General features: G+C 71.9%; 25 protein-coding genes. 14 read left to right on the forward strand and 11 right to left on the reverse strand.

Going from position 1 to position 23,055, the window contains the following annotated elements; translation table 11 throughout:
• Window positions 1-9: 9 nt before the first annotated feature.
• Both AB0B55_RS13265 and AB0B55_RS13270 read right to left on the reverse strand, forming a co-directional pair.
• Window positions 10-1,581: a sugar transferase gene (locus AB0B55_RS13265; RefSeq protein WP_357131827.1), complete on the reverse strand. Its 1,572-nt coding sequence runs from the start codon at window positions 1,579-1,581 to the stop codon at window positions 10-12.
• A gap of 264 nt (window positions 1,582-1,845) precedes the next feature.
• The gene (locus AB0B55_RS13270) at window positions 1,846-2,706 is read right to left on the reverse strand and encodes a DNA-formamidopyrimidine glycosylase family protein (RefSeq protein ID WP_357131550.1); all 861 of its coding nucleotides are present in this window, start codon (window positions 2,704-2,706) and stop codon (window positions 1,846-1,848) included.
• Between the two features lie 24 nt (window positions 2,707-2,730).
• Here AB0B55_RS13270 and AB0B55_RS13275 point away from each other — a divergent pair, with 24 nt between their 5' ends.
• The gene (locus AB0B55_RS13275; RefSeq protein WP_357131553.1) at window positions 2,731-4,005 is read left to right on the forward strand and encodes a glycosyltransferase; all 1,275 of its coding nucleotides are present in this window, start codon (window positions 2,731-2,733) and stop codon (window positions 4,003-4,005) included.
• A gap of 30 nt (window positions 4,006-4,035) precedes the next feature.
• On the opposite strand, the gene AB0B55_RS13280 is transcribed toward AB0B55_RS13275, so the two are convergent.
• A complete protein-coding gene (locus AB0B55_RS13280) occupies window positions 4,036-5,124 on the reverse strand; it encodes a tetratricopeptide repeat protein (protein ID WP_357171786.1) in 1,089 nt (362 codons plus the stop codon).
• 97 nt (window positions 5,125-5,221) lie between these two features.
• Window positions 5,222-5,344 carry a hypothetical protein gene (locus tag AB0B55_RS13285; RefSeq protein ID WP_357131559.1) on the reverse strand — a complete coding sequence of 41 codons (123 nt, stop codon included), beginning with the start codon at window positions 5,342-5,344 and terminating at the stop codon, window positions 5,222-5,224.
• A gap of 300 nt (window positions 5,345-5,644) precedes the next feature.
• On the opposite strand from AB0B55_RS13285, the gene AB0B55_RS13290 reads away from it, so the two are divergent.
• Window positions 5,645-6,658, forward strand: a complete 1,014-nt coding sequence (locus AB0B55_RS13290) for a tetratricopeptide repeat protein (protein ID WP_357131562.1) — start codon at window positions 5,645-5,647, stop codon at window positions 6,656-6,658.
• Window positions 6,659-7,027: 369 nt separating this feature from the next.
• Here AB0B55_RS13290 and AB0B55_RS13295 read toward each other — a convergent pair whose 3' ends face one another.
• The 5 genes from AB0B55_RS13295 to AB0B55_RS13315 form a co-directional block, all read right to left on the reverse strand.
• The gene (locus tag AB0B55_RS13295) at window positions 7,028-7,750 is read right to left on the reverse strand and encodes a CDP-alcohol phosphatidyltransferase family protein (RefSeq protein ID WP_357131565.1); all 723 of its coding nucleotides are present in this window, start codon (window positions 7,748-7,750) and stop codon (window positions 7,028-7,030) included.
• Window positions 7,725-8,792 (reverse strand): iron-containing alcohol dehydrogenase family protein, encoded by a 1,068-nt coding sequence (locus AB0B55_RS13300; RefSeq protein ID WP_357131568.1) that lies wholly within the window; start codon window positions 8,790-8,792, stop codon window positions 7,725-7,727. Before AB0B55_RS13300 ends, AB0B55_RS13295 begins: the two co-directional genes overlap by 26 nt.
• Window positions 8,780-9,511, reverse strand: a complete 732-nt coding sequence (locus AB0B55_RS13305; protein ID WP_357171787.1) for a phosphocholine cytidylyltransferase family protein — start codon at window positions 9,509-9,511, stop codon at window positions 8,780-8,782. The genes AB0B55_RS13300 and AB0B55_RS13305 overlap by 13 nt, the downstream gene beginning before the upstream one ends.
• 77 nt (window positions 9,512-9,588) lie before the next feature.
• A complete protein-coding gene (locus tag AB0B55_RS13310) occupies window positions 9,589-10,356 on the reverse strand; it encodes a hypothetical protein (protein ID WP_357171788.1) in 768 nt (255 codons plus the stop codon).
• Window positions 10,353-10,532, reverse strand: coding sequence for a hypothetical protein (locus tag AB0B55_RS13315; protein ID WP_357171789.1), 180 nt, complete (start codon window positions 10,530-10,532; stop codon window positions 10,353-10,355). Before AB0B55_RS13315 ends, AB0B55_RS13310 begins: the two co-directional genes overlap by 4 nt.
• A gap of 114 nt (window positions 10,533-10,646) precedes the next feature.
• Here AB0B55_RS13315 and AB0B55_RS13320 point away from each other — a divergent pair, with 114 nt between their 5' ends.
• From AB0B55_RS13320 to corA, 4 genes are all read left to right on the forward strand, one after another.
• The gene (locus tag AB0B55_RS13320) at window positions 10,647-11,039 is read left to right on the forward strand and encodes a CBS domain-containing protein (protein WP_355048683.1); all 393 of its coding nucleotides are present in this window, start codon (window positions 10,647-10,649) and stop codon (window positions 11,037-11,039) included.
• Window positions 11,040-11,122: 83 nt separating this feature from the next.
• On the forward strand, window positions 11,123-11,581 hold the full coding sequence (locus tag AB0B55_RS13325; protein ID WP_357171790.1) for an ester cyclase: 459 nt from the start codon (window positions 11,123-11,125) through the stop codon (window positions 11,579-11,581).
• Between the two features lie 106 nt (window positions 11,582-11,687).
• Complete coding sequence (locus AB0B55_RS13330) at window positions 11,688-12,782, forward strand: PLP-dependent aminotransferase family protein (protein ID WP_357131584.1); 1,095 nt, start codon at window positions 11,688-11,690, stop codon at window positions 12,780-12,782.
• Window positions 12,783-13,087: 305 nt separating this feature from the next.
• Entirely contained in the window at window positions 13,088-14,236 is a 1,149-nt protein-coding gene (gene corA, locus AB0B55_RS13335) for a magnesium/cobalt transporter CorA (RefSeq protein WP_357131588.1), read from the forward strand.
• Between the two features lie 79 nt (window positions 14,237-14,315).
• Here the strand turns inward: corA and AB0B55_RS13340 are convergent, their stop codons facing one another.
• Entirely contained in the window at window positions 14,316-15,083 is a 768-nt protein-coding gene (locus AB0B55_RS13340) for a hypothetical protein (RefSeq protein ID WP_357171791.1), read from the reverse strand.
• Window positions 15,084-15,167: 84 nt separating this feature from the next.
• Between AB0B55_RS13340 and AB0B55_RS13345 the strand changes: the two genes are divergently transcribed.
• Together AB0B55_RS13345 and AB0B55_RS13350 are read left to right on the forward strand one after the other, a co-directional pair.
• Window positions 15,168-15,698 (forward strand): peptidylprolyl isomerase, encoded by a 531-nt coding sequence (locus AB0B55_RS13345; RefSeq protein WP_357131595.1) that lies wholly within the window; start codon window positions 15,168-15,170, stop codon window positions 15,696-15,698.
• Window positions 15,699-15,798: 100 nt separating this feature from the next.
• Window positions 15,799-16,716: a rhomboid family intramembrane serine protease gene (locus AB0B55_RS13350; protein ID WP_357131598.1), complete on the forward strand. Its 918-nt coding sequence runs from the start codon at window positions 15,799-15,801 to the stop codon at window positions 16,714-16,716.
• On the opposite strand, the gene AB0B55_RS13355 is transcribed toward AB0B55_RS13350, so the two are convergent.
• The gene (locus AB0B55_RS13355) at window positions 16,709-17,137 is read right to left on the reverse strand and encodes a PH domain-containing protein (protein WP_357171792.1); all 429 of its coding nucleotides are present in this window, start codon (window positions 17,135-17,137) and stop codon (window positions 16,709-16,711) included. The genes AB0B55_RS13350 and AB0B55_RS13355 overlap by 8 nt on opposite strands.
• 134 nt (window positions 17,138-17,271) lie before the next feature.
• On the opposite strand from AB0B55_RS13355, the gene AB0B55_RS13360 reads away from it, so the two are divergent.
• From AB0B55_RS13360 to AB0B55_RS13385, 6 genes are all read left to right on the forward strand, one after another.
• Window positions 17,272-18,444 (forward strand): acetyl-CoA C-acyltransferase, encoded by a 1,173-nt coding sequence (locus AB0B55_RS13360; RefSeq protein WP_357131604.1) that lies wholly within the window; start codon window positions 17,272-17,274, stop codon window positions 18,442-18,444.
• A gap of 54 nt (window positions 18,445-18,498) precedes the next feature.
• Complete coding sequence (locus AB0B55_RS13365; RefSeq protein ID WP_357171793.1) at window positions 18,499-19,512, forward strand: aminoglycoside phosphotransferase family protein; 1,014 nt, start codon at window positions 18,499-18,501, stop codon at window positions 19,510-19,512.
• A 112-nt stretch (window positions 19,513-19,624) separates the two neighbouring features.
• Entirely contained in the window at window positions 19,625-20,137 is a 513-nt protein-coding gene (locus AB0B55_RS13370; RefSeq protein ID WP_357131610.1) for a hypothetical protein, read from the forward strand.
• 78 nt (window positions 20,138-20,215) lie between these two features.
• The gene (locus AB0B55_RS13375) at window positions 20,216-20,908 is read left to right on the forward strand and encodes a response regulator transcription factor (RefSeq protein ID WP_357131613.1); all 693 of its coding nucleotides are present in this window, start codon (window positions 20,216-20,218) and stop codon (window positions 20,906-20,908) included.
• Window positions 20,901-22,367 (forward strand): histidine kinase dimerization/phospho-acceptor domain-containing protein, encoded by a 1,467-nt coding sequence (locus AB0B55_RS13380; protein WP_357131616.1) that lies wholly within the window; start codon window positions 20,901-20,903, stop codon window positions 22,365-22,367. Before AB0B55_RS13375 ends, AB0B55_RS13380 begins: the two co-directional genes overlap by 8 nt.
• A 56-nt stretch (window positions 22,368-22,423) precedes the next feature.
• Window positions 22,424-23,017, forward strand: a complete 594-nt coding sequence (locus AB0B55_RS13385; protein ID WP_357131619.1) for a hypothetical protein — start codon at window positions 22,424-22,426, stop codon at window positions 23,015-23,017.
• The last annotated feature ends 38 nt before the right edge of the window (window positions 23,018-23,055 follow it).

A 23,055-nucleotide genomic window follows, 5' to 3' on the forward strand; every position in this document is an offset into this window, starting at 1 on the left:
CCGCCCGCGCTAGTAGGCGCCCTTGCGGGCGAGCACCACACCGACCGTCCGCCACAGGATGCTGAGGTCGTACGCCAGCGACCAGTTGTCGACGTAGTAGAGGTCGAGCCGGACGGCCTCGTCCCACGACAGGTCGGAGCGGCCGGAGACCTGCCACAGCCCGGTCATGCCGGGGCGCACCAGCAGCCGGCGTCGCACGTCGCCCAGGAAGTCGCCGTCGTCGGCGGGCAGCGGGCGCGGTCCGACCAGCGACATCTCACCCCAGAGCACGTTGATCAACTGCGGCAGCTCGTCCAGCGACGAGGCCCGCAGGAAGCGACCCACCGGGAAGACCCGGGGGTCCTGCTTCATCTTGAACAGCATGCCGTCGGTCTCGTTCTGGTCGGTGAGGCTGGCCAGCCGGTCCTCGGCGTCGACGTACATCGTCCGGAACTTCCACACCCGGAACGTGCGTCCCTCGTGCCCCACCCGGGGCTGGCGGAAGAAGACCGGCCCGCGGTCGGAGATTCGGATCGCCACCGCGATCGAGATGAAGAGCGGGATCAGCAGCAGCAGGCCCAGGCCGGCGGCGACCCGGTCCATCAGGTTCTTGGCCAGCAGCGCCGGCCCGGAGAGCGTCGGCTCCTCGACGTGCAGCAGCGGCAGACCCTCGATCGGCCGGATGTGCACACGCGGGCCGGCGATGTCGGTCAACTGCGGGGCGACCACGAGATCGACCCCGGAGCCTTCGAGCTGCCAGGCCAGTCGGCGCAGCTCGCCCGGCTCGGCGCTGGCCGACCCGCACACGGCGATGGTGTCCCCGCCGACCTCGCGGACCAGGGCCAAGACGTCCCGGCCCGAGTGCACCGGCACCGGTGTCGGCACCCCGCGGGCCGCCGCGTAGCCGTCGGTGATGTGGATGGCGACCGGCATCAGGCCGGCGGCCGGGCTACGGGTGACCGCCGCGTAGACCTCCAGGCACTCCGGCAGGGTGCCGACCAGCACCATCCGGTGCGCGGCCTGACCGGCCCGCCGACGGATGTAGTGCAGCGCCCAGCGGGCCACGAAACGGCCCCACAGGATCAGCAGCAGCGCCCCGAGCAGCGCCGTGCCCACCGTCCACCGCGACAGCGCGGTCTTGGTGGCGAAGGCGAGGAAGGAGACGCTGGCCGCCACCGTGACCGCGGCCCTGATGACCCGCTTGAACTCGTCCGGGCCGAGCCCCAGATAGCGCCGGTCGTACGCCCGGTTGCTCCAGAGGATGACCACCCAGCCCAGCGGCAGCAGGAGGTAGGAGATGGTGTGGAACCAGGTCGGGTCCTGGTTGGTGCCCGAGAAACCCGAGGCGGCCTGGTCGAAGAGTTGGATCGCGATCCAACTGGCGAACGCCGCCGCGCCGAAGTCGAGCAGCAGCAGGATCGCGGTGTAGGGGCGGTGCCAACGGGAGACACGTCGTCGCGCCCTGGCCCACGCCGACCGAGGGACGCCGTTGTGTGACGGCGGCGTCGGCGGCTGGATCTCGAAGCTGTCGACGTGCCGCACGAGTCTGCTCCGGCCTTCGTTGGATACCGGGCGCTGGAGGCTTGCCGTCACCTCACCCATGTCCTCCCGCATGACACGTGCCGCTCACTCGCCGTGAGGGCCCGGGTCGCCCACCGTCCCAGTCTCCCACGCGGGCTCCGGCCGGTCGCCGCCCCGCAGGAGATTGGCGACCGATGGTGTCGGCGGGATCTGGCCGGCTCCGCACCATTTCAGAAGCCGGGGACCGGGCCACTATACCGATGGATACGCCTGTGGCGAGAACGGTGGACCGGAGGTTCGGCTCACTCGGGTCGATTCCGCTCTGTAGTCGCCTCGTGGGATTACTCACCGTACGAGACGGGACAACCGTCGGTCAGCCAGCGGCTTGCCGCCGGTCTGACAGGTGGCGCAGTACTGCAGGCTCGAGTCGGCGAACGAGACTTCCCGGACGGTGTCGCCACAGACCGGGCAGGGCAGGCCGGTACGGGCGTGCACCTTCAACCCGGATCGCTTCTCGCCCTTGAGTTCGGCGGCACGCTGACCGAGGGACCGCTCGACGGCGTCCCCGAGCACCTGCCGTGTCGCCGCGTGCAGGGTGGCGAGCTGGGCGTCCGTGAGCCGATCGGTGATCGCGAACGGAGACAGCTTCGCGGCGTGCAGGATCTCGTCGGAGTACGCGTTGCCCACCCCGGACAGCACCGACTGGTCGGTCAGCACCCCCTTGACCTGCCCGCGTCGGCTGCGCAGCCGCTCGGCGAAGGTGGGCAGGTCGGCGGCGAGCGCGTCCGGCCCCAGCTTGGCCACCCCGGGTACCGCCGCCGGGTCGGTGACCAGGTAGGCGGCCAGCTTCTTCTGCGTACCGGCCTCGGTGAGGTCGAAGCCGGAGCCGTCGTCGAGCCGGACCCGCACGGCGATCGGGCCCTTGCCGGGGCGCAACGGGGTGGTGGCCGGGAACGCCTCCCGGTAGTGCAGCCAGCCTGCCCGGGCCAGATGAACCACGAGATGCAGGTCACCCTCGATCACCACGTCGAGGAACTTGCCGTGCCGACGGGCGTCGACCACCGCCTTGCCGGCGACGGCGGTGGGTGCCGGATCGTACGTCTTCAGGGCGCTGATCGCGGCGATCTCCAGCCGGTCGACACGCCGCCCCACCGCGCGCTGCCGCAGGTAACCCGCGAGCGCTTCAACCTCCGGTAGTTCGGGCACCAGCCAACGGTAGCCTTCTTTCCCGTGAGAATCGTGGTGGCGCACAACCGGTACCGGGAAGCTCAGCCCTCCGGCGAGAACACCATCGTCGACGCGGAGATCGCCCAGCTCACCGCCGCCGGTGTCGAGGTGCTGCCCTTCATCCGCAGCTCGGACGAGATCCCCTCGATGTCGAAGGCCGCCAAGGCGCTGCTGCCGATCTCACCGATCTGGGCGCCCCGCGCACAGCAGGACCTGAGCCGGCTGCTCACCGAGCACCGACCGGACGTCCTGCACCTGCACAACCCGTACCCTCTGATCTCGCCCTGGGTGGTGCGGACCGCGCACCGGCACGGCGTGCCGGTGGTGCAGACGGTGCACAACTACCGGCAGGTCTGCTCCTCGGGGATCTACTTCCGCGACGGGGTGATCTGCCAGGACTGCAAGGGCCGGGCGCTGGGCGTGCCGGCGATCAGGCACCGGTGCTACCGCGACTCGGCGGCGCAGAGCGCGCTGATGGCGACCACCCTGGCCGTGCACCGGGGCACCTGGCGCTCCGTGGACCGGTACATCGCGCTCACCACGGCCATCGCCGACCACCTCCGCGACTACGGCATCCCGGACGACCGGATCGTCGTGAAGCCGAACGCGATCCCCGACCCGGGCCGACCGTCGCCGCTGGGTGACGGGTTCCTCTACCTGGCCCGGCTCTCCCCCGAGAAGGGCGTCGACCTGCTGCTGGACGCTTGGCGACGGCATCCGGTGGGTTCGCTGGGCACGCTGCGGGTGGCCGGTGACGGCGAGCTGCGCCCGCTCGTGGAGGCAGCCGCCGCCGAACGACCCGACGTGGTCTACCTCGGTCAGCTCGACCGGGCCGGCGTGCAGGCCGCAGTCGAGGCGAGCGCGGTGGTGATCGCCGCCGCGATGTGGCACGACGTGCTGCCCACCGTGATCATCGAGGCGTTGGCGAGTGGCCGGCCGGTGCTGGGGACGGCGCTGGGCGGCATTCCGTACCTGGTCGGGGCCGACGCCCCGCACGAGCCCGCCGGCACCGGGCCCGCCGAGATCGCCTCCGCCGTCGCCGGCCATTCCCCGCCGCCGGCAGGTCCGCCTGCGGTGCCGGCCGGCCTGGTCACCGGCACCGCCGGCTGGGTGGTCCCGCCGGACCCGGCCGCGTTGGCCGCAGCGCTCCCGGTCGCGCGGGCTGGCGCCGCCGCGCTCGCCGCACCGGCCCGGCTGCGGTACGAGCAGACGTTTCACCCCGACGTGGTCATCAAGCGCCACCTGGACATCTACGCCGACGTGGCCCGCCGCCGTTGACCCCGAACCTGCCGAAAGGTTGATCACCGCTCAGGTGTTGGGCAGGGAGCGTTGTTGGCGGAGTTGTTCGAGGAGGGCGGTGTCGGCTTCGAGGTCGGGGCGGTCGACCTGCCGGTCCAGGTCGACGACGTGTTCGAGTTCCCGGATCGCCTGGTCGAGGTCACCCCCCGCCCCGTGGGCCATCGCGATGTTGTACCGAGTGACGGCTTCGCCGGCCCGGTCGCCGACCTCCCGCTGGATAAAGAGGGCTTGGTGGTAGTGGTCGAGGGCCTGTTGCCGATCGCCCAAACTGTTGTGGACGCTGCCGATGTTGTTGAGGGTGGCGGCTTCGCCGGCCCGGTTGCCGACGTTCCGCTGGATGGGGAGGGCCTGCTGGTAGTGGTCGAGGGCTCGCTGCCGATCCCCTAAACCGTCGTACACGTGGCCGATGTTGTTGAGGATGGTGGCTTCGCCGGCCCGGTCGCCGACTTCCCGCGCAATGCCGAAAGCCTGGTGGTAGTGGTCGAGGGCCTGCTGCCGATCCCCCAAACTGTTGTGGACGCTGCCGATGTTGTTGAGGGTGGCGGCTTCACCGGCCCGGTTGCCGACGTTCCGCTGGATGGGGAGGGCTTGCTGGTAGTGGTCGAGGGCCTGCTGCCGATCCCCTAAACCGTGGTACGCGAGGCCGATGTTGTTGAGGGTGGCGGCTTCGCCGGCCCGGTCGCCGACCTCCCTACCAATGGGGAGGGCTTGGTGGTAGTGGTCGAGAGCCTGCCGCCGATCCCCCAACCGGTTGTACACGTGGCCGATGTTGTTGAGGGTGGCGGCCTCGCCGGCCCGGTTGCCGACCTCCCTCAGGATGGGGAGGGCCTGGTGGTAGTGGTCGAGAGCCAGCCGCCGATCCCCCAGCTTGTCGTACACGCTGCCGATGTTGTTGAGGGCGGCGGCTTCGCCGGCCCGGTCGCCGGCCTGCTGGTACAAGGTCAGGGCCTGCTGGTAGTCCTCCAGTGCCGGCCAGGGCCGACCGGTTGACGCCCGCGCCCAGCCACGCCGATAGAGGGCGTCGGCGTCCGGGCCGAGGGTCAGGGTCGCGGTGGCCATGGCCTCGACCGCCGCGAACCGCGACGTATCCAGCCACACCTGACACACCCGGGCACCGACATCCCCGGCGATCGCCGGCTGCCGCCCGACGACAGCAAGCCGATGCACCTCGACCCATCGGGCGAGGTCCCTCGGGTCAGTGGCCATCGGAAGGGGCGACGCTGTCGTTCGGCCCCACGGCCCCGACCAGCGCGGCCCGCAGCTCCGCCGCCCAGCTCGCGGCTTGCGCCCCGGACACCTGCACCGTGGCGTTTCCCATCGCCCGCGCCCTCCCCCGGTACGCCCGGTCAAGCCGGCCCAGGACCGCCCACGTCCGGCCTCGGCTAAGTGATCGACGGGCGGACCTTGGCGGCTACTGTACGTTTCATCCGCTTCCCGGGACCGCTCGATGAGTCCGCCTCAGGTGACGGGTTTCCGACGCGCTTAGCGCATCCCGGCCATCGTGGGAAGAACAATGACGGCCGATGCCACCGCCGCATGCCGGTGGTGTCGCGGTCCGACCCTCGGCAACCGCCGCGTCGGCAACCGGTAGCAGCAGGAGGAGCGAGGTGGGTCGGGCATGGCGGGTCGGGGAACGCCGCGACCGCGCCCCGTCGCCCCCGCTGCGGCGACCACCGTCGCCCGACACGTGGAGGTGCATCGGCTTGCTGTCGCTGGTCGGCTGCCGGCGATCGCCCGGGACCTCGGTGCCCGCGTGTGTCAGGTGTGGCTGGACACGTCGCGGTTCGCCGCGGTCGAGGCCATGGCCACCGCGACCCTGACCCTCGGCCCGGACGCCGATGCCCTCTATCAGCGTGGCTGGGCCCGGTCGTCGACCGGTCGGCCCTGGCCGGCACTGGAGGACTACCAGCAGGCCCTGACCTTGTACCAGCAGGCCGGCGACCGGGTCGGCGAAGCCGCCGCCCTCAACAACATCGGCAGCGTCTACAACCGGTTGGGGGATCGGCAGCGGGCCCTCGACCACTACCACCAGGCCTTGCCCATCCTGAGGGAGGTCGGCGCCCGGGCCGGCGAAGCTACCGCCCTCAACAACATCGGCCACGTGTACAGCCGGTTGGGGGATCGGCAGCGGGCCTTCGACTACTACCACCAGGCCCTCCCCATTACGCGGGAGGTCGGCGACCGGGCCGTCGAAGCCACCACCCTCAGCAACATCGGCCACGCGTACGCCGGTTCAGGGGATCGGCAGCAGGCCCTGGACCACTATCACCAGGCCCTCCCCATTACGCGGGAGGTCGGCGACCAGGCCGGCGAAGCCACCACCCTCAGCAACATCGGCCACGTGTACGCCGGTTCAGGGGATCGGCAGCGGGCTCTGGACCACTATCACCAGGCCCTGCCCATCCAGCGGGAGGTGGGCGACCGGGCCGGCGAAGCCGTCACCCGGTACAACATCGCGATGGCCCACCGGGCGGGGGGTGACCTCGACCAGGCGATCCGGGAACTCGAACAGGTCGTCGACCTCGACCGGCAGGTCGACCACCCCGACCTCGAAGCCGACACCGCCATCCTCGAACAACTCCGCCAACAACGCGCGGAAGACCGCGGTTCTGAACCGCCTGCGGGACCGTGAGGGCAGCGCTGCCGACGGCGAAGACGAGACGCCCCGATGCCAACGGGTTGCCTTCCCTCAACCCACACGCCGACACCCCGCGCCCCCGCGAGATCGTGCTTGATCCAGGATCTAGTGGCCTCGGGGCGGCCGGATGGCACTGTTTCCTGGTTCGAGCACGATCTTGTCGGCGGGCGTCGGGTCAGGACACCACTGCGGTCGTTTCGGGCGCACGGGCGCGGCAAGATCTACACGACATCAGGGAAACTGCTGCCTCCCACATCCAGGAGGCAGCAGTTTCGGGGAAGTTGTGCGGATCTTGTGAAACGCAGCCGCAGGCGGGTCAGCGCAGGGAGGCTGCGGATCTTGCGGAACGCGGCGGGGGTGGGGTCAGCGCAGCGAGGCGCGGGCGGAGAAGGCGATGCTCGCCAGCAGGAAGCCGCCGTTGACGATGGTGAACGCGACAAGCACCCAGAGCGCCAGCGCGGGCGCTGCGGCGAGGACCAGGGCGGCCACGAAGACGACCGCGCCGTAGTCGCGGACCAGCTTCACGAGGCGTACGGGCAGCGAGGTCGAGGTGACCATGCTGGCGGCGTTCGGGCCGGCCTGCATCACCGAGGTGACCAGGTTGACCATCCAGGTGCCCGCGAAGGTGGCCACCAGCCAGGTCGGGGTGGACGGCTCCTGCGCGACGGCGGTGGCGGCCAGCGCGGCCACCAGGGCGATCTGCGCGGCCACGTCGCAGAGCACGTCGATCCGGGCCCCGGCCGCGCTGCCCTGGCCGGTCACCCGGGCGAGCTGCCCGTCGGCGCAGTCCAGGGAGTACGCCACCTGCCAGCCGACCAGGGCGATCAGGCCGACGACCCAGGCCGGTACGTCCCCGTCGGCGACCGGACCGGCGAGCGCTACCACGGAGATCGAGGTGGCCAGCCCGAGCACCAGGTTGGTGAGGGTCAGCGCGGTCGGGCGCAGCCCGAGGCGTTGCGCGACCAGCGCGAACACCGCGCCGAGCCACTGGCTGATCGACTCGCTGAACAGGCCGCCGCCCCGGTTGACCCGGTGGAAGTCGGCGACGGTGGGACGGGGGTCAGCCAAGCTGGTCGCGGATTGCACCGGCGTAGTCTGCCAGCCGCTCCCGCGTCTCGGTAGGCGACAGGGCCAGGTGCTCGAGGATGGTGTACCGGTCCGGGCGGGTACGCGGCGCGAACTGCACCGCCTCCACGAACTGGTCGTCGGTGAGCGCCACCTCGGCGGGGAGCCGGGGCAGACCGTGCCGGGCGAGGCAGGCGGACATCTCCGCGAAGCGGCGTTGGTCACCGCGCAGCCAGGTACAGAACAACGCCCCCAGCCCGGCCAGCTCGCCGTGCGAGGCGGTGCCGGGGAAGAGGGAGTCGACCGCGTGCATGATCTCGTGGCAGCCGCCGCTGGACGGACGGCTGGTGCCGCAGACCGCCATCGCCAGGCCGCTGGAGATCAACGCTTCGGCGAGGACGGTCACGAAGGAGTCGTCGCTCATGTCGCCGGGGTGGTTGAGCACCGCTTCGGCGCCCGCCCGGGAGAGCGAGGCGGCCAGTCCATCGACCGGCTCACCGCGTACCTGCCGGGCCAGCTCCCAGTCGGCCAGCGCGCTGATGTTGCTGACCACGTCGCCGATGCCGGCCCGGTTGTGCCGGTCCGGGCCGCTCTCCACGAAGTCCAGGTCAACGATCACCGCGATCGGGATGTGCACCCCGTAGGAGCCCTTGATCCCGTCCGTGATGAGGCTGGCCACCGGGGAGCCGATCCCGTCGTTGGCGAGGCTGGTCGCCACCGACACCATCGGCAGCCCTCGGCGGGTGGCGGCGTACTTGGCGACGTCTATCGTCTTGCCACCGCCGATGCCGACGACCGCGTCGTACGAGCGGGTGCGGAGCTTGCCGCCCAGGTCGTCGGCGGCCTCGAGCGTCCCGCCGGAGACGGTGAAGACGTCCGCCGAGCGCAGCGACGGTTGGATCAGCTCGGCGATCTGGGCGCCCTGACCCGGGCCGAGCACCACCGCGACGTCGCCGCCGGAGGAGATCCGCCCGTCGGCCAGGATCGCGGCCAGGTCGGCGACCGCCCCGCGTCGCACGTCGATGTGCAGCGGGGTGAGGACGCTCCGGGCTAGTAGCGGCACGCGATCTCCCGCGCGCGGGCCAGGTCGGCGTGGTTGTCGACCTCGACCCACGGGACGTCACCGATCGGCGCGGCCCGGACCTCGCCACCACGGTCGGCGAACTCCTGGTAGCCGTCCTCGTAGTAGAGGTTCGGGTCCCGCCGCCAGGTCGCCTCGAGGGCGTCGGCGAGCGCGTCGGCGACCTGCGGCTCGATCAGCGTCGCGCCGATGTACTCCCCGTACGCCTCGCCCGGATCCATGATCTTGGTGATCCGGGTGAGCTGGCCGGCGGCGTCGAAGGTGGTCTTCATCTCCTCCTCGGCCAGCGGCTTGAGGGTGTCCACCGCGAGCAGGATGCCCGGTCCGCGCTCGGCCAGCAGGGTCTTCTCCACGCTCACTGGGTGCACGGTGTCGCCGTTGACCAGCAGCACGCCGCGCGCGAAGTGCTCCCGGGCCAGCCAGAGGGAGTACGCGTTGTTCCACTCCTCGGCCTTGTCGTTGTGCACCAGGGTGAGCGTGACCCCGTACTTCTTCTCCAGCTCGGCCTGCCGTACGCGGACCGCGTCCGCCGCGTAGCCGACCACGATCACGATGTCGGTGAGCCCGACCTCGGCGAGGTTGCCCAACGCGATGTCCAGGATCGTGATCTCGCCGTCCACCGGCACCAGCGCCTTCGGCAGCGTGTCGGTGTACGGGCGCAGCCGGCGCCCCGCCCCGGCCGCGAGCACCATTCCGATCATCGCGACATCCTCCCTCGTCCTGCTGCCGTCACCGGTGGAGGATAGCCCCGGCAAGCCCGGCGACTCCGGCCAACCGGTCAGCCGGGCAGCGCCGCGAGGTCGGCCAGCATGGTCAGCCGCTCCTCGGCGGCGAGCACGGCGTACGGCCCGGCGGCCCGGCGGTCGGTCTCCAGCTCGATGGCGAGCCGCTCCGGACCGGGTGGCAGGGCGGTGACGCTGGACGCGGTGTGCCCGGCGGCGGTCCAGGCGGCGGCGTGCGCGTCCGCCCGGTGGTAGCGCAGCGCGCCGAGGCGGTTGAGCAGCAGCACACCGGGCGGGCTGCCGTCCGGCTCGTGCGGGGGCGCGAGCGCGGCGAAGGCGGAGCCGCTCCGGGTCCCCTCCTCGTCGGCCAGCACGAGGGCGTACGCCACCAGCCGTCCGAGCACGGCGACCAGTCGCGCCACCCGCTCGTCGTGCCCGGACCACAGTTCCTCGGTGACCTCGGCGTGCACCTGGTACAGCTCGCCGAGGAAGGCGGCACCGCGCTCGGTGGCGGAGAGGGCGCCGTCCGGGCTCCGGTAGATCATCGCGTGGGCCACCTGCTTGTCCACGGCTCGTCGGCAGGCGATCGGATCCCGGTACCTGGTGATCGCCGCGAACCCCGCCCCGTCGACAGCGCCACCGGGCGCGGCCAGTCGGGTGCGCAGGTCGACGAGGAAACCGCTCGCCGCCGCCCCGCCGTAACGCTGGGACAGCTCGGCCCCACCGCCGTGGTGGCCGGCGAGCATGGTGGCGCGGAAGGTGCGGTCCACGGCCGGGGCGAGCAGTCCGGCGATCCGGTGCGGCGGTAGCGCGACGCTGTTCACCGGCCGATCGACCGCAGGAGCGCGAAGCCCTCCTCCGCGATCCGCCGGATCAGGCCGCCCCCGATGTCCCACCAGTCGGGAAGCAGGCGCCGGTGTGGTGAGCGGCGCTGGAAGAAGATGCGGCCGTCGCGGTCGACGATCAACGCGCCGGCGCAGCGCAGGGGCTCGGTGGACACGCGTCGACAGTAGCGAGCGTCGCCGCATCCCGACGATGTCCGGTCTTGTCCTGGAAACATCCACGGACGACCATGTCCGTACCGAATGCCACGGTCCCAAAGGGGTGATGCGTGATGCAGGTACGGGAAGCAATGTCCAGCCAGGTCCTCGTCGTCGGTCCGGAGCACACGCTCCGTCAGGCGGCCCGGATGATGTCGGCCCGCGGTGTCGGGTCGGCGGTCGTGATCGATCCCGAGTCCGAGGGGGTCGGCATCATGACCGAACGCGACGTGTTGAAGGCCATCGGCGCGGGTCTCGACTGCGACACCGAACGCACCGGCGCCCACCTCACCTGGGACGTCGTGTACGCGGCGCCGGAGTGGACGGTCGCCGAGGCGGCCGCCGCGATGGCCCGGGGTGGTTTCCGGCACCTCGTGGTGCTCGACGGCGGGGAGGTGGCCGGGGTGATCTCGGTGCGGGACATCATGCGCGTCTGGGCCCGGAGCGAGGTGGCCGCCACGACCTGAACCGCGCAGGTGTGCCGGGTCGGATCGACGGGTAAGGATCCCTCGCGGGCGCGGAGATGCCGTGGCCCGTGGGGGAGGGCCCGATGCGTGACGCGGAGCGCCTGGTCGAGCAGCAGTACGCGATGCTCCTGCGGCGGGACGTGGCCCGACTGCCGGACCTGTACGCCCCGGAGGCGTTCTACTCCATGCCGGGTGTCACGGTCCGACCGATCGAGCTGCCGGCGCTGCTGCGTACCTGGACGGGGGCCTTTCCGGACCTGCTGGTCGACCCGCTGGGCACGGTGCGCACGTCCAGCGGCGCGGCCGTGGAGCTGCGTCTCAGTGGCACCCACACCGGCACGTTGCACTCGCCGTACGGCACGGTCGCCCCGACCGGCCGTTCGGTGAGTTGGGAGGTCGCCGACGTGGTCCGGGCACGCCGGGGTCGGATCGTCGCGTGGCGCTCCTACTTCGACTGGAGCCAGCTCCTCGACTCGCTCGGCGTGCAGTTTGACGGCCTCTCCCGGGCGGCGCAGCACGACTCGCTCGCACTTCCGGTCTGATCTGTCGCCGTCCGGCCCGGCCGGGTCACCCGTCCCGGTGGCTCAGGATGCGGACATCGCCGTGCCGTCGGCGCGTCCCCCGCCGCCGCCCGTACGCTCAATATCCATGACCGCCGAGCAGCTGATCTCCTTTGCCCGTGGGGCCCCCTCGCTGGACATCGTCGATGTCGAAGGGCTCAAGGCCGCCGCCGTACGCGCCTTCGACGCCGATCCCGCGGGGGTCACGGCGTACGGCACCTCCGTCGGCTACGTGCCGCTGCGCAAGTGGATCGCCGAGAAGCACGGCGTCGCGGCCGACCAGGTGCTGGTCACCAACGGGTCGCTGCAGGCCGACGCGTTCCTCTTCGACCACCTGATCCGCCCCGGCGACGCGGTGGTCGTCGAGCGCCCCACGTACGACCGCACGCTGCTCAACCTCCAGCGGATGGGCGGCGAGCTGCACGGTGTGACGGTCCAGCCGGACGGCCTGGACACCGCCGAGCTGCGCAAGCTGCTGGAGTCCGGGGTGCGCCCCCGGCTGGCGCACGTCATCCCGAACTACCAGAACCCGGCCGGCGTGACGCTGTCGCTGGAGAAGCGCCGTGAGCTGCTCGACCTGGCCGCCGAGTACCACTTCACGATCTTCGAGGACGACCCGTACGCGGACATCCGCTTCCGGGGCGAGGCGCTGCCGTCGATGCTCTCGATGGACACCCGCAACGTCGTCGTGCACGCGTCGAGCTTCACGAAGACGGTCTGCCCGGGGGTACGCGTCGGCTACCTGGTCGGTCCGGCGGATCTGATCGCCGACATCGCCAAGAACGCGACCAGCCTCTACATCTCGCCCGGCATGGTGTCGCAGGCGATCGTGCACCAGTTCTGCGTCTCCGGCGACATCGACCGCTCGATCGAGACCGTCCGGGCGGCGCTCGGCGAGCGGGCCCAGGTGCTGGCCGAGTCGCTGCGCCGGCACCTGCCGCAGGCGCGGTTCGTCGAGCCCGACGGCGGCTACTTCCTGTGGGTGGAGTTCCCCGAGGACGTGCTGGTGGATCGGCTCGCCCCGGCGGCGGCCGAGCGTGGCGTCGCCGTCGTCAAGGGCAGTGACTTCGTCCTCGACGGCGGGCGGCACGCCCTGCGGCTGGCCTTCTCCGCGGTGACGGCCGACCGGATCGACGAGGGCGTCCGCCGGCTCGCCGAGGCCGTCGAGGCCAGCCGAAGCTGAAAATCTGTCGGGTTTCCGACAAAAAGACGATGCCGGCCGTCTCAGGTCTCCCCAGCGGGCGGCCGGCGGCCCACAATGCTGCGAGCGTCATCCGTCAGGTGTAGCGGAGATCACCGCCCGCCCACCTCGGATCACGCGTGCAGCACAACCCCCGCCCCCACGGGCGCCGGGTGGGCCGTGTCGTCCCTTCACCCCCCGATGCGGCCCGGCCCGCCCGGCGCCGCACCCGCGACCGCCGTCACACCTGCCGATGGCCACCATCGGCGTAGCCTGCAAGCCGCAGGCGAGCGCGGGGAGGTGTCGCGATGACGGATCGGGCGGAGCGGGGCCGGACGGCGCCGTTGAACACATCTCGGGTGCTGCGACCCCGAGCCTGGCCGTCCCCGGTCCGGGCGATGACCCGGATGCTCAACGCCGACGGCTCACCACCCACCCCGGCGCCCAGCGGCGCCGGGCGCAGCGGAGTGGTCGACTGCGCGCTGTACATCGACGGCAGGCGGCAGCCCGGCGACTGGTCGTACGCCGAGGCGCTGGAGGCCGCACGTCGCGAGGAGCACGGCTTCGTCTGGATCGGGCTGCACCAGCCCGAGCTGGCCGAGATGAGCGCCATCGCGGAGACGTACGGCCTGCACGAGCTGGCCGTCGAGGACGCCGTGAAGGCCGAGCAGCGGCCCAAGCTGGAGCGCTTTGGCGACGTCAGCTTCCTGGTGCTGCGCACCGCCCGGTACTGCGAGCACACCGAGCTGACCGAGACCTCCGAGGTGGTCGAGACCGGTCAGGTGATGCTCTTCATCGGCCCGAACTTCCTGATCAGCGTCCGGCACGGTGACGCCTGCCGGCTCTCCCCGGTCCGGGCGGATCTGGAGACCAAAGAGGAACTGCTGCTCCAGGGCCCGTGGGCGGTGGCGTACGGGGTGACCGACCGGGTGGTCGACCTCTACCTCGAGGTGGCCGAGCAGCTCGAGGACGACCTGGACCAGTTGGAGGCCGAGGTCTTCGACCGCAACAGCCACGGGCGCATCCAGCGGATCTACCAGATGAAGCGGGAGCTGGTGGAGTTCAAGCGGGCGGTGGTCCCCTTGCAGCGGCCGCTGATGAACCTGACCTCGCAGGTCAACCGGGACGTACCCAAGGAGATCCGCAAGTACTTCCGGGACGTGCAGGACCACCTGAGTCGTACGGTCGAGCAGGTGAACTCGTACGACGACCTGCTGAACTCGATCCTCCAGGCGCGGCTGGCCCAGGTGTCCGTCGACCAGAACAACGACATGCGCAAGATCGCGGCGTGGGCGGCCATCGCCGCCGTCTGGACCTCCATCGCCGGGGTCGAGGGCATGAACTTCGAGAACATGCCCGAGCTGAAGATGACCTACGGCTATCCGGTGGCCCTGGCCCTCATGCTCGGCGTCTCGCTGGCCCTCTACCGCTGGTTCCGCCGCAACGGCTGGCTCTGACCGGCCCGGCAGACGCGCGAAGCGCCGGTGCGCGGGGGCAAGCCCGCGTCGCCGGCGCTCGTCGCGCTGCTGTCAGGGGTCAGCGGCGGCCGTTGGTGCGGGCGGTGTCCTTGCCCAGCGCCTTGGTGAGGTCGTCGGCCGGGCGTCCCGAAACGTCCTTGGCGCCCTCGGCGACCGACGGAACCTTGTCGGTCGGGCGGACAGCGGTCGGCTTGGCCGTGGCGGTGGTGCTGGCGCTGTCGCCGCCGGCCACCGCCGAGCTGCCCGCGCCGGTCATCCCGGAGATGGCGGACCCGTCGGAGCCCTTGGTCGCGGCCGGGGTACGCACCTCGATCGAGTCGACCTCGTCGCGCATCGGCTCCAGGGTGTGGGTCGGGTCGTACTCGGCCCACTCCTGCTGCTCGCGGCGGCGGCGCAGGGCCACCGCACCGACCAGACCGACGACGGCGCCCGCGGCCAGCAGGCCGGTCATCTTCGAACCGCGACGGCGCGGCTGCTTCTTCTTCCCCGTGATCCGCATGGTCTTCGACTTGGCCTTCCTGGTCAGCGGCCCTGCCTGCGCGGCGCCGTCCCGAGCCGCCGCGGCCAGCGGTGCCAGCGTGGTGAGTGTCGTACCCCAACCGGTCGACGCGCGGTCGCGCACCTTCACCGCGGCCGGCCCGACGTAGCCCCGGGCCGCCTGGACCCGCGGGCCGACCGAGGAGCCGGCGCCCTTGGCGGCGTGGTTGGCTGCCTGCATCAGGTGGCTGATGCTCTGGTTCAGCTCTGCCTTCGCGAGCTGGCCCTGGGACTTACGCCGCCCGATTCCAAACACGGTCCTACCTCCTGGGAGTTGTTCCTTCGTCATCCTCCACCTTCGGATGCCTCCGCGATGCCAGATCGGGCACATGGGAGGATCCGCATGGAACTGACCAACAAGTGAGGAGTACCCGTGGCCGAGGCTGTCTACGCCACCCTGCACACCAACGCTGGCCCGATCCGGCTGGAGCTCTTCCCGAACCACGCGCCGAAGACCGTCCGCAACTTCGTCGACCTGGCTGAGGGCAACCGGGAGTACACCGACCCGCGCACCGGTCAGCCGGGCAACGGGCCGTACTACGACGGCACCATTTCGCACCGTGTGATCAGCGGTTTCATGGTCCAGATGGGCGACCCGACCGGCACCGGCCGGGGCGGGCCGGGCTACAAGTTCGCCGACGAGTTCCACCCGGAGCTGCGGTTCGACCGCCCCTACCTGCTGGCGATGGCGAACGCCGGACCGGGCACCAACGGTTCGCAGTTCTTCATCACCGTGTCCCCGACGCCGCACCTCAACAACCGGCACACCATCTTCGGCCAGGTCGCCGACGAGGAGTCGGTGAAGATCGTCGACTCGATCGCGAACACCCCGACCGGCCCGAGCGACCGTCCGCTGCAGGACGTCGTCATCGAGCGGGTCGAGATCGAGCGATCCGCTTCCTGACGACATCGCGAGGTACCTTTGCTCGCATGATTGAGCGCTCCGGAGCATCACGCCGGCCGGCGTCGGTGCCTCGCGCGGTGGCGGACGGAGGGTCGGCCCGGTGAGCGAGTCTCCGCCGACCACCCCGGTCTGCTACCGGCACCCCGGTCGGGAGACCTACGTCCGGTGCACCCGCTGCGACCGGCCGATCTGTCCGGAGTGCATGCGGGAGGCGTCCGTCGGGCACCAGTGCCCGGAGTGCGTCAACGAGGGTCGTCGTAGTGTCCGGCCGGCGCGTACCGCCTTCGGAGGCGGTGCCGCCGGCCGGCACGGCTACGTCACCAAGGCGCTCATCGCCCTGAACGTGTTGTTCTTCCTGCTCTCCGTCGCCTCCGCCCGGTCCTTTACCGCGGTGCTGGGCGGCTCCGGCTTCGGCGGGCTGGCCGGGGACGGAACGCCGCTGACCCGTTGGGGTGGCGTGCTCGGCTACGCCTCGTACGTTGCCTTCGGCCCGGTGCACGGTGTCGCGGCCGGTGAGTGGTACCGCCTGGTCACCGCCATGTTCCTGCACTACGGCGTGTTCCACCTGCTGCTGAACATGTGGGCGCTGTGGGTGCTCGGGCGGGAGTTGGAGGGCGCGCTCGGGCGGGTGCGTTTCCTCGCCCTCTACCTGATCGCGGGGATCGGGGGCAATGTCGCCGTCTTCCTGACCAGTGCTCCCAACGAAGGTCTGACTGTCGGCGCGTCGACGGCCACCTTCGGGCTCTTCGCCGCGATCTTCGTGATCATGCGTCGTCTCGGCCTGAACACCTCGGCGATCGTTCCGCTCCTCGTCATCAACCTGGTATTCACCTTCGCCGTGCCGGGCATCTCGAAAGCCGGGCACATCGGTGGCCTGGTGGTCGGCGGGGCGATGGCGGCGGTGCTCGCGTACGCGCCACGGGAGCGGCGCACGCTGGTGCAGGTCGTCGGCGGCTCGGTCATCGTGCTGATCCTGCTCGCCGCGGTGATCTTCCGAACCGTGCAACTGCTCAGCTGACCGGGCGGGCGGCCCGCAGCGCCGTGGCCACCTCTTCCGGGGTGGCTCCCAGGTCGTACCTGCCGAACAGGTGCAGCGACTCGCCCGCGTCGATCTCCAGGACCTCGCCGGTCAACCCGAGCCGTTGCCGGCGGTCCACGCTGATCACCTCGACCGTCGACCAGGGCAGCAGTCGCCGGCCGGCGAAGCCGTGGATGACGGTGAGCCCTGCCGGGTCGACCGCCAGCCGGACCGGCGCCACCAGGTCGCGTACCGCCCAGACGGCCAGCGCGGCGGCGGCCACGCCGGCCACGACCAGCCGCACCGGGTCACCGTCGGCGAACAGCAACCCGAGTGCGATCAGCAGAACGGCACCGGCGAGCTTCGCCGTGGGCAGGGTCGACGGCACCCGCCACTGCCGAGTTCCGGGAATGTCATCCACCCGCCCAGCATGCCAGCGGTCATGGCCTCCCGCTTCTGCCCACCACCACTCCATGATCGACGCCGGAGAGGGGCGGGCGGCGGCCCGCCGCGTCAGCGTAGGATCGGGACAGCCCAAGTTACCGGGGAGTAAACATGAGTGACGCGGTCATCGTCGGCGCGGTACGCACCCCGGTCGGGCGGCGCAAGGGCGGTCTCGCCGGTGTCCATCCGGTCGACCTGTCGGCGCACGTGCTGCGCGCCCTCGCCGAGCGTACGGGGCTCGACCCGGCGCAGGTCGACGACGTCTTCTGGGGCTGCGTGTCCCAGGTCGGCGAGCAGTCGTGGAATATCGCCCGCAACGCCGTCCTCGCCGCCGGCTGGCCGGAGGCGGTGCCCGGCACCACGCTCGACCGGCAGTGCGGTTCCAGCCAGCAGGCCCTGCACTTCGCCGCCGCGACGGTGCTCTCCGGCCAGGCCGACCTGGTGGTCGCCGGTGGGGTGGAGTCGATGACCCGGGTGCCGATGGGTTCCAGCGTGGCGGACGGCCTGCCGTTCAGCGACCAGCTCCGCGCCCGCTACCGGGGTGTGGAGGGCTTCGCGGACGACGCGCCGCTCCCCTTCAACCAGGGCGTCGGGGCCGAGCTGATCGCCCGGCGCTGGCGCTTCTCCCGTACCCAGCTCGACGAGTTCGCCCTGGCCAGCCACGAGAAGGCCGCCGCCGCGCAGGACGCCGGCGCGTTCGACCCGGAGCTGGCGGCGGTGCCCCTCGACGACGGTGGCACGGTCGCGGCCGACGAGGGCATCCGCCGGGACACCTCACTGGACCGGCTCGCCGAGCTGCCCACCCCGTTCCGCGCCGACGGTGTGGTCACCGCCGGTTCCGCGTCGCAGATCTCCGACGGCGCCGCCGCGCTCGCGGTGACCACGTCCGACTGGGCCAGCCGGCACGGCCTGCGCCCGCTGGCCCGCATCCACACCGCGGTGGTCGCCGCCGACGACCCGGTCACCATGCTCACCGCGCCCATCCCGGCCACCGCGAAGGCGCTGCGCCGCGCGGGGCTGGGCATCGAGGAGATCGGGGTGTACGAGGTGAACGAGGCGTTCGCCCCCGTACCGCTCGCCTGGTTGGCGGAGACCGAGGCGGACCCGGAGCGGCTGAACCCGCGTGGCGGGGCGATCGCCCTCGGGCATCCGCTCGGTGGCTCCGGCGCCCGGATCATGACGACGATGTTGGCGCACATGCGGGACAACGGAATCCGCTACGGCCTGCAGACCATGTGCGAGGGCGGCGGCATGGCCAACGCCACGATCGTCGAGCTGGTCTGATCCGCCCCGGAAATGCTCTCGCCGAGGTCGGGCACGCCGCCTAGGGTGCCCATCGTGACGACGATCGCCGACGAGCGCGCTCCCGACTGGTCCAGCGTGCAGTGGCAGGAGCAGGCCCGGTCCTGGGTCGACGAGCGACTCGCGGGCACCGGCCGGCGAATCAGTGGGCCGGTCGAGCCCCGGGTCCGGCCGTGGTCGCTGGTCTGGCGGGTGCCGACCGACGACGGGCCGGTCTGGTTCAAGGCCAACAACTCCGGCACGACGCACGAGGCGGTCCTGATCGCGACGCTGGCCGCGCTGACGCCCGAGCGGGTGCTGGCCCCGATCGGGGTGGACCGGGAGCGGGGCTGGTCGCTGCTCCCCGACGGCGGGGAGACGCTGCGCGACGTGCTGGGCCGCGACCCCGACCTGACGCGCTGGGAGCGGGCCCTGCCCGGGTACGCGGCGCTGCAACTCGCCACCGCGTCGCGCGCCGACGAACTGGTCGCCCTCGGCGTGCCGGACCACCGTCCGGAGGCGCTGGCCGGGCTGCTCGCCGACCTGCTCGACGATGCCGAGTCGCTGCGCGTCGGCGCGGAGGGCGGACTGACCGTCGAGACGTACGAGCGGTTGCGGGCGGAGGTTCCGGCGTACGCGCGGCGGTGCCGTCGGCTCGCGGACATCGGCATCGAGGCGACCGTGCAGCACGACGACCTGCACGACGGCAACGTCTTCGCCGGGCCGGCCGGGTACCGCTACTTCGACTGGGGCGACGCCTCGGTGGCGCACCCCTTCGGCACGCTGCTGGTGACCCTGCGCTCCATTCGGTACGCCACCGCGCTGTCCGCCGACGACGCCAGCCTGGCCCGGCTGCGCGACGCCTACCTGGAGGCGTGGACCGACCGTTACGACCGCCGCACCCTCGTCGAGGCCGCCGACCTGGCGATGAACCTGGGCGCGGTGAGCCGGTCGCTCTCCTGGCGGCGGGCCCTCGACACGACCGACCCGGCCCGCGCGGAGTACGCCGAGGCGGTGCCCGGGTGGCTCGCCGAGCTGTTCGCCGCTACCCCGCTTCAGCCCGAAAGCTGACCGGCATCCGTCCAGGTCGGAAATCGGACAGGCAGTGCGACGGGCCGGCGTGGAACTTCCAAAAATTCGCCGTGACCCACGTCACCCCGCCGGGCAGGTCGTTGGGCAGGTCATGGACGTCTTCTCCCGAACGTTCCTCCCGGCCGCCACCGAGGCCGGCCTCGCCGTGCAGACCGTGAGCCGGCACATGCCGGTGTTCCGCCGCTGCGTCGGCTCCGGTGACGCGACCATCCTCGTCACCCGTTGTAGCCGCCCCGACCGCCCGGTCACCGGCGACTACCTGCTGCTGCTCACGCACCGCCGACTGGTGGTGACCCAGCAGACCCGACTCCTGCACCGACTGCGCCTGCACCTCAACACCGAGCTGCGCGAGCTGAGCAACGTCACGTGGAGCCCCGACCCGCGGCTGCACTCGGTCGAGCTGGCCGCCACCGCGATCGACGGGATCCGCGAGCGGTTCCTCATCCGCACCACCCACCCGAAGCAGGTGTGGCAGCTCGACGCGCTGCTCAACCACGCCTTTCGGACCCGTCTGCGGGCACCCCGCGAACGGGTTCTCGCCACCATCGGCGACACGCCCGCCCCCGTACGGCCCAGCGTGTTCCGTCCCGCCGTCGCGCGCTGACGCCGTACGACGAGCGCCTTTACCGAACTCGAACACGTACCGATCGCGCCGAGCCACCGGGTCGGGAATCATGGGCCGGTGACTTCGGAACCGCCGCACCGCGGACTCGTCCTCGTGGTCGAGGACGAGCCGGCCATCGCCGACCTGGTACGGCTCTACCTGGGCCGCGACGGGTTCGGCGTCCACCTCGAACGCGACGGTGAGGCCGGCCTGAACGCGGCCCGCCGGCTGCGCCCGGTGGCCTGCGTCCTGGACATCGCCCTGCCCGGCCTTCCCGGCACCGAGATCTGCCGACGGCTGCGCGAGGCCGGCGACTGGACGCCGGTCATCTTTCTCACCGCTCGCGACGACGAGGTCGACCGGATCGTCGGGCTGGAGTTGGGCGCCGACGACTACGTGACGAAACCGTTCAGCCCGCGCGAGCTGGTCGCCCGGGTACGCGCCGTGCTGCGCCGTAGCGCCGGTGGCCCGGAGGGCGCGGAACGCCCGCGCGTCGTCGGCCCGGTGACCCTCGACCCGGCCCGCCGGACGGTCACCGCCGGAGGGCTGCCGGTGCAGCTCACCTCGACCGAATTCGACCTGCTGGCCCATCTCATGGCCCGGCCGGGGCGGGTCTTCACCCGCGAGGAGTTGCTGGCCGGGGTCTGGGGATACGCCGCGCACGCCGGCACCCGCACCGTGGACGTGCACGTCGCGCAGGTACGCGCGAAGCTCGGCCCGGCCAGCGTCATCCGCACCCACCGCGGCGTGGGGTACGCGGTCGATGCCTGAGCAGCCGGTACGCGTCGAGTCGCCGACCATGGCGCTGCCGGTGGTCGGCGACCGCCAGTCGGCCGCCCCCCGTCGCAACCGGCTCGGCCGGACCCTGACCGCCCGCGCGGTGCTGGTCACCTGTGCGGTGGCACTGGTGTCGGTGCTCGTCACGGCGATCGTCGCCGTGCCGCTGGCGATCCGGGGCGCGGAGCGACGCGATCAGGACGCCCTCGCCGCCCAGGCGCGACTCGCCGCCGAGGTGCTGCGGACCCGGCTGGACCGGGGACGCGCCGCCGACGAGGAGAAGCTCATCCAGCAACTCCGTGACCAGGGCATCGACGCGTACCTGATCCGGCGCGGGACCGTCGACCGGGCGGGCCTGCCGCCGCGCGTGGTGCAGCGGATCGGGCAGGGCCGCAACGTGTCGGCCCGCCGGTCGGTCAACGGGCACCGCGCCCTGGTGGAGGGCCGGGCGCTGCCCGACGGCAACGGGGTCGTGCTCTCCCGCGCCACGTCGGACGGGCTGTGGGCGCAGGTGCTGCTCAGCCTGTGGCTGCCGCTGCTGGCCGGCCTGGCCGCCGGTGTGGTGGCCGGTCTCCTGTTGGCCCGCCGCCTGGCCCGACCGATCCGCGTTGCGGCCACCGCCGCCGCCCGGTTGCGCGCCGGCGACCGCGCCGTGCGGGTGCCGGTCGAGTCGCCGGACGAGGTCGCCGACCTGGCCGAGGCGTTGAACGGCCTGGCCGCCGCGCTGACCACCAGCGAGGGCCGGCAGCGGGAGTTCCTGCTGTCCGTCTCGCACGAGCTGCGCACCCCGCTGACCGCGATCCGGGGGTACGCCGAGGCGCTGGCCGACGGGGTCATCGACGCGGACGGCACCGCCGACACCGGCCGGACCATGCTGGCCGAGGCCCAGCACCTCGACCGGCTGATCGGCGACCTGCTGGCGCTGGCCCGGTTGGAGGCCGCCGACTTCCCGCTGGAGCCGGTACCCGTCGACCTCACCCGACTGGCCGCCGACGCGGAGCCCACCTGGTCCGGCCGCTGCGCTGCGGTCGGGGTGCCGTTCCACCTCCAGACGCCCGGCGCGCCGGTGTCCGCGTACACCGATCCGGGTCGGATCCGGCAGGTGCTGGACGGGCTGTTGGAGAACGCGCTGCGGGTCGTACCCCCGGGTGCGCCCGTGGTGCTCGCGGTCCGGCCGGTCGGTCCGGACCCGGCGGCCGGCGGTGTGCTGGAGGTCCGCGACGGCGGGCCCGGCTTCACCGACGACGACCTGGCGGTGGCGTTCGAGCGGGGGGCGCTGCACGAGCGGTACCGGGGGGTGCGCAAGGTGGGCAGCGGTCTCGGGCTGGCGCTCGCGGCCGGGCTGGTGCGCCGGCTCGGCGGGGAGATTGTCGCGGGTCACGCGCCCGAGGGTGGCGCTGCCTTCACGGTCCGGCTGCCCGGTGATCCTTACCGGACCCGTACATCGGCCTGACGGTCCGCTCGTCCTCGCGGGGAAGGCTGAAGGCTCCACGGACGAGAGGGAGAGTCATGCCACGTTGGGGATTCGTCACCGGCACCACGGCACTGTTCGCAGCGGTGGCGCTCGGCGTCAGCGGATGCGGCGCGGCCGAGGTGGCCAGCCAGCCCGCGCGGGACGCGGCTGTCGAGGTCGCCGCCGCGATGGGTGTGGAGGGCCAGGCGCTCACCGCGATGGGCTTCGACGCCAACGACCTGGACGTGCAGACCCTCGCCGCCCCGGCGACGCCCGCACCTTCTCCCACGGCGGCCGAGAAGGGTAAGCAGAAGCGCGGCGAGGAGTTGCGCAAGCGCCACCAGGCCCGCGTGCTGCTGCGGAAGAACACCCTGCACGGCGAGGCGGTGGTGCAGACCAAGGAGAACGGTACGCAGACCGTCGCCGTCCAGCGTGGCGCGGTGACCGCCGTCGACGGCGACTCGATGACCGTCAAGTCCACCGACGGTTTCACGATGACGTGGACCTTCGGCGAGGACCTGCGCGTCGTCGAGAAGCGGTCGACGGTGCAGCCCAGCGAGGTGAAGGTCGGCACGACGGTCGGCGTCGCCGGCACCAAGGACGGGGACAAGGGCGTCGCCCGGCTCGTCCTCATCCCTCGCGCCAAGTAGCCGAAAGCGAGGGCCCCGCACGTCGTACGTGCGGGGCC

It is taken from the genome of Micromonospora sp. NPDC049107, assembly GCF_040648595.1.
Classification (GTDB): domain Bacteria; phylum Actinomycetota; class Actinomycetes; order Mycobacteriales; family Micromonosporaceae; genus Micromonospora.

Excerpts from the sequence above, each read along its gene's own strand:
- AB0B55_RS13320 (WP_355048683.1), top strand. The coding sequence starts at position 10,647 with ATGCAGGTACGGGAAGCAATGTCCAGCCAGGTCCTCGTCGTCGGTCCG.
- AB0B55_RS13360 (WP_357131604.1), top strand. The coding sequence starts at position 17,272 with ATGAGTGACGCGGTCATCGTCGGCGCGGTACGCACCCCGGTCGGGCGG.
- corA (WP_357131588.1), top strand. The coding sequence starts at position 13,088 with ATGACGGATCGGGCGGAGCGGGGCCGGACGGCGCCGTTGAACACATCT.
- AB0B55_RS13305 (WP_357171787.1), bottom strand. The coding sequence starts at position 9,511 with ATGATCGGAATGGTGCTCGCGGCCGGGGCGGGGCGCCGGCTGCGCCCG.
- AB0B55_RS13290 (WP_357131562.1), top strand. The coding sequence starts at position 5,645 with ATGGCGGGTCGGGGAACGCCGCGACCGCGCCCCGTCGCCCCCGCTGCG.
- AB0B55_RS13285 (WP_357131559.1), bottom strand. The coding sequence starts at position 5,344 with ATGGGAAACGCCACGGTGCAGGTGTCCGGGGCGCAAGCCGCGAGCTGG.
- AB0B55_RS13325 (WP_357171790.1), top strand. The coding sequence starts at position 11,123 with ATGCGTGACGCGGAGCGCCTGGTCGAGCAGCAGTACGCGATGCTCCTG.
- AB0B55_RS13340 (WP_357171791.1), bottom strand. The coding sequence starts at position 15,083 with ATGACGAAGGAACAACTCCCAGGAGGTAGGACCGTGTTTGGAATCGGG.
- AB0B55_RS13385 (WP_357131619.1), top strand. The coding sequence starts at position 22,424 with ATGCCACGTTGGGGATTCGTCACCGGCACCACGGCACTGTTCGCAGCG.
- AB0B55_RS13330 (WP_357131584.1), top strand. The coding sequence starts at position 11,688 with ATGACCGCCGAGCAGCTGATCTCCTTTGCCCGTGGGGCCCCCTCGCTG.
- AB0B55_RS13370 (WP_357131610.1), top strand. The coding sequence starts at position 19,625 with ATGGACGTCTTCTCCCGAACGTTCCTCCCGGCCGCCACCGAGGCCGGC.
- AB0B55_RS13380 (WP_357131616.1), top strand. The coding sequence starts at position 20,901 with ATGCCTGAGCAGCCGGTACGCGTCGAGTCGCCGACCATGGCGCTGCCG.
- AB0B55_RS13265 (WP_357131827.1), bottom strand. The coding sequence starts at position 1,581 with ATGGGTGAGGTGACGGCAAGCCTCCAGCGCCCGGTATCCAACGAAGGC.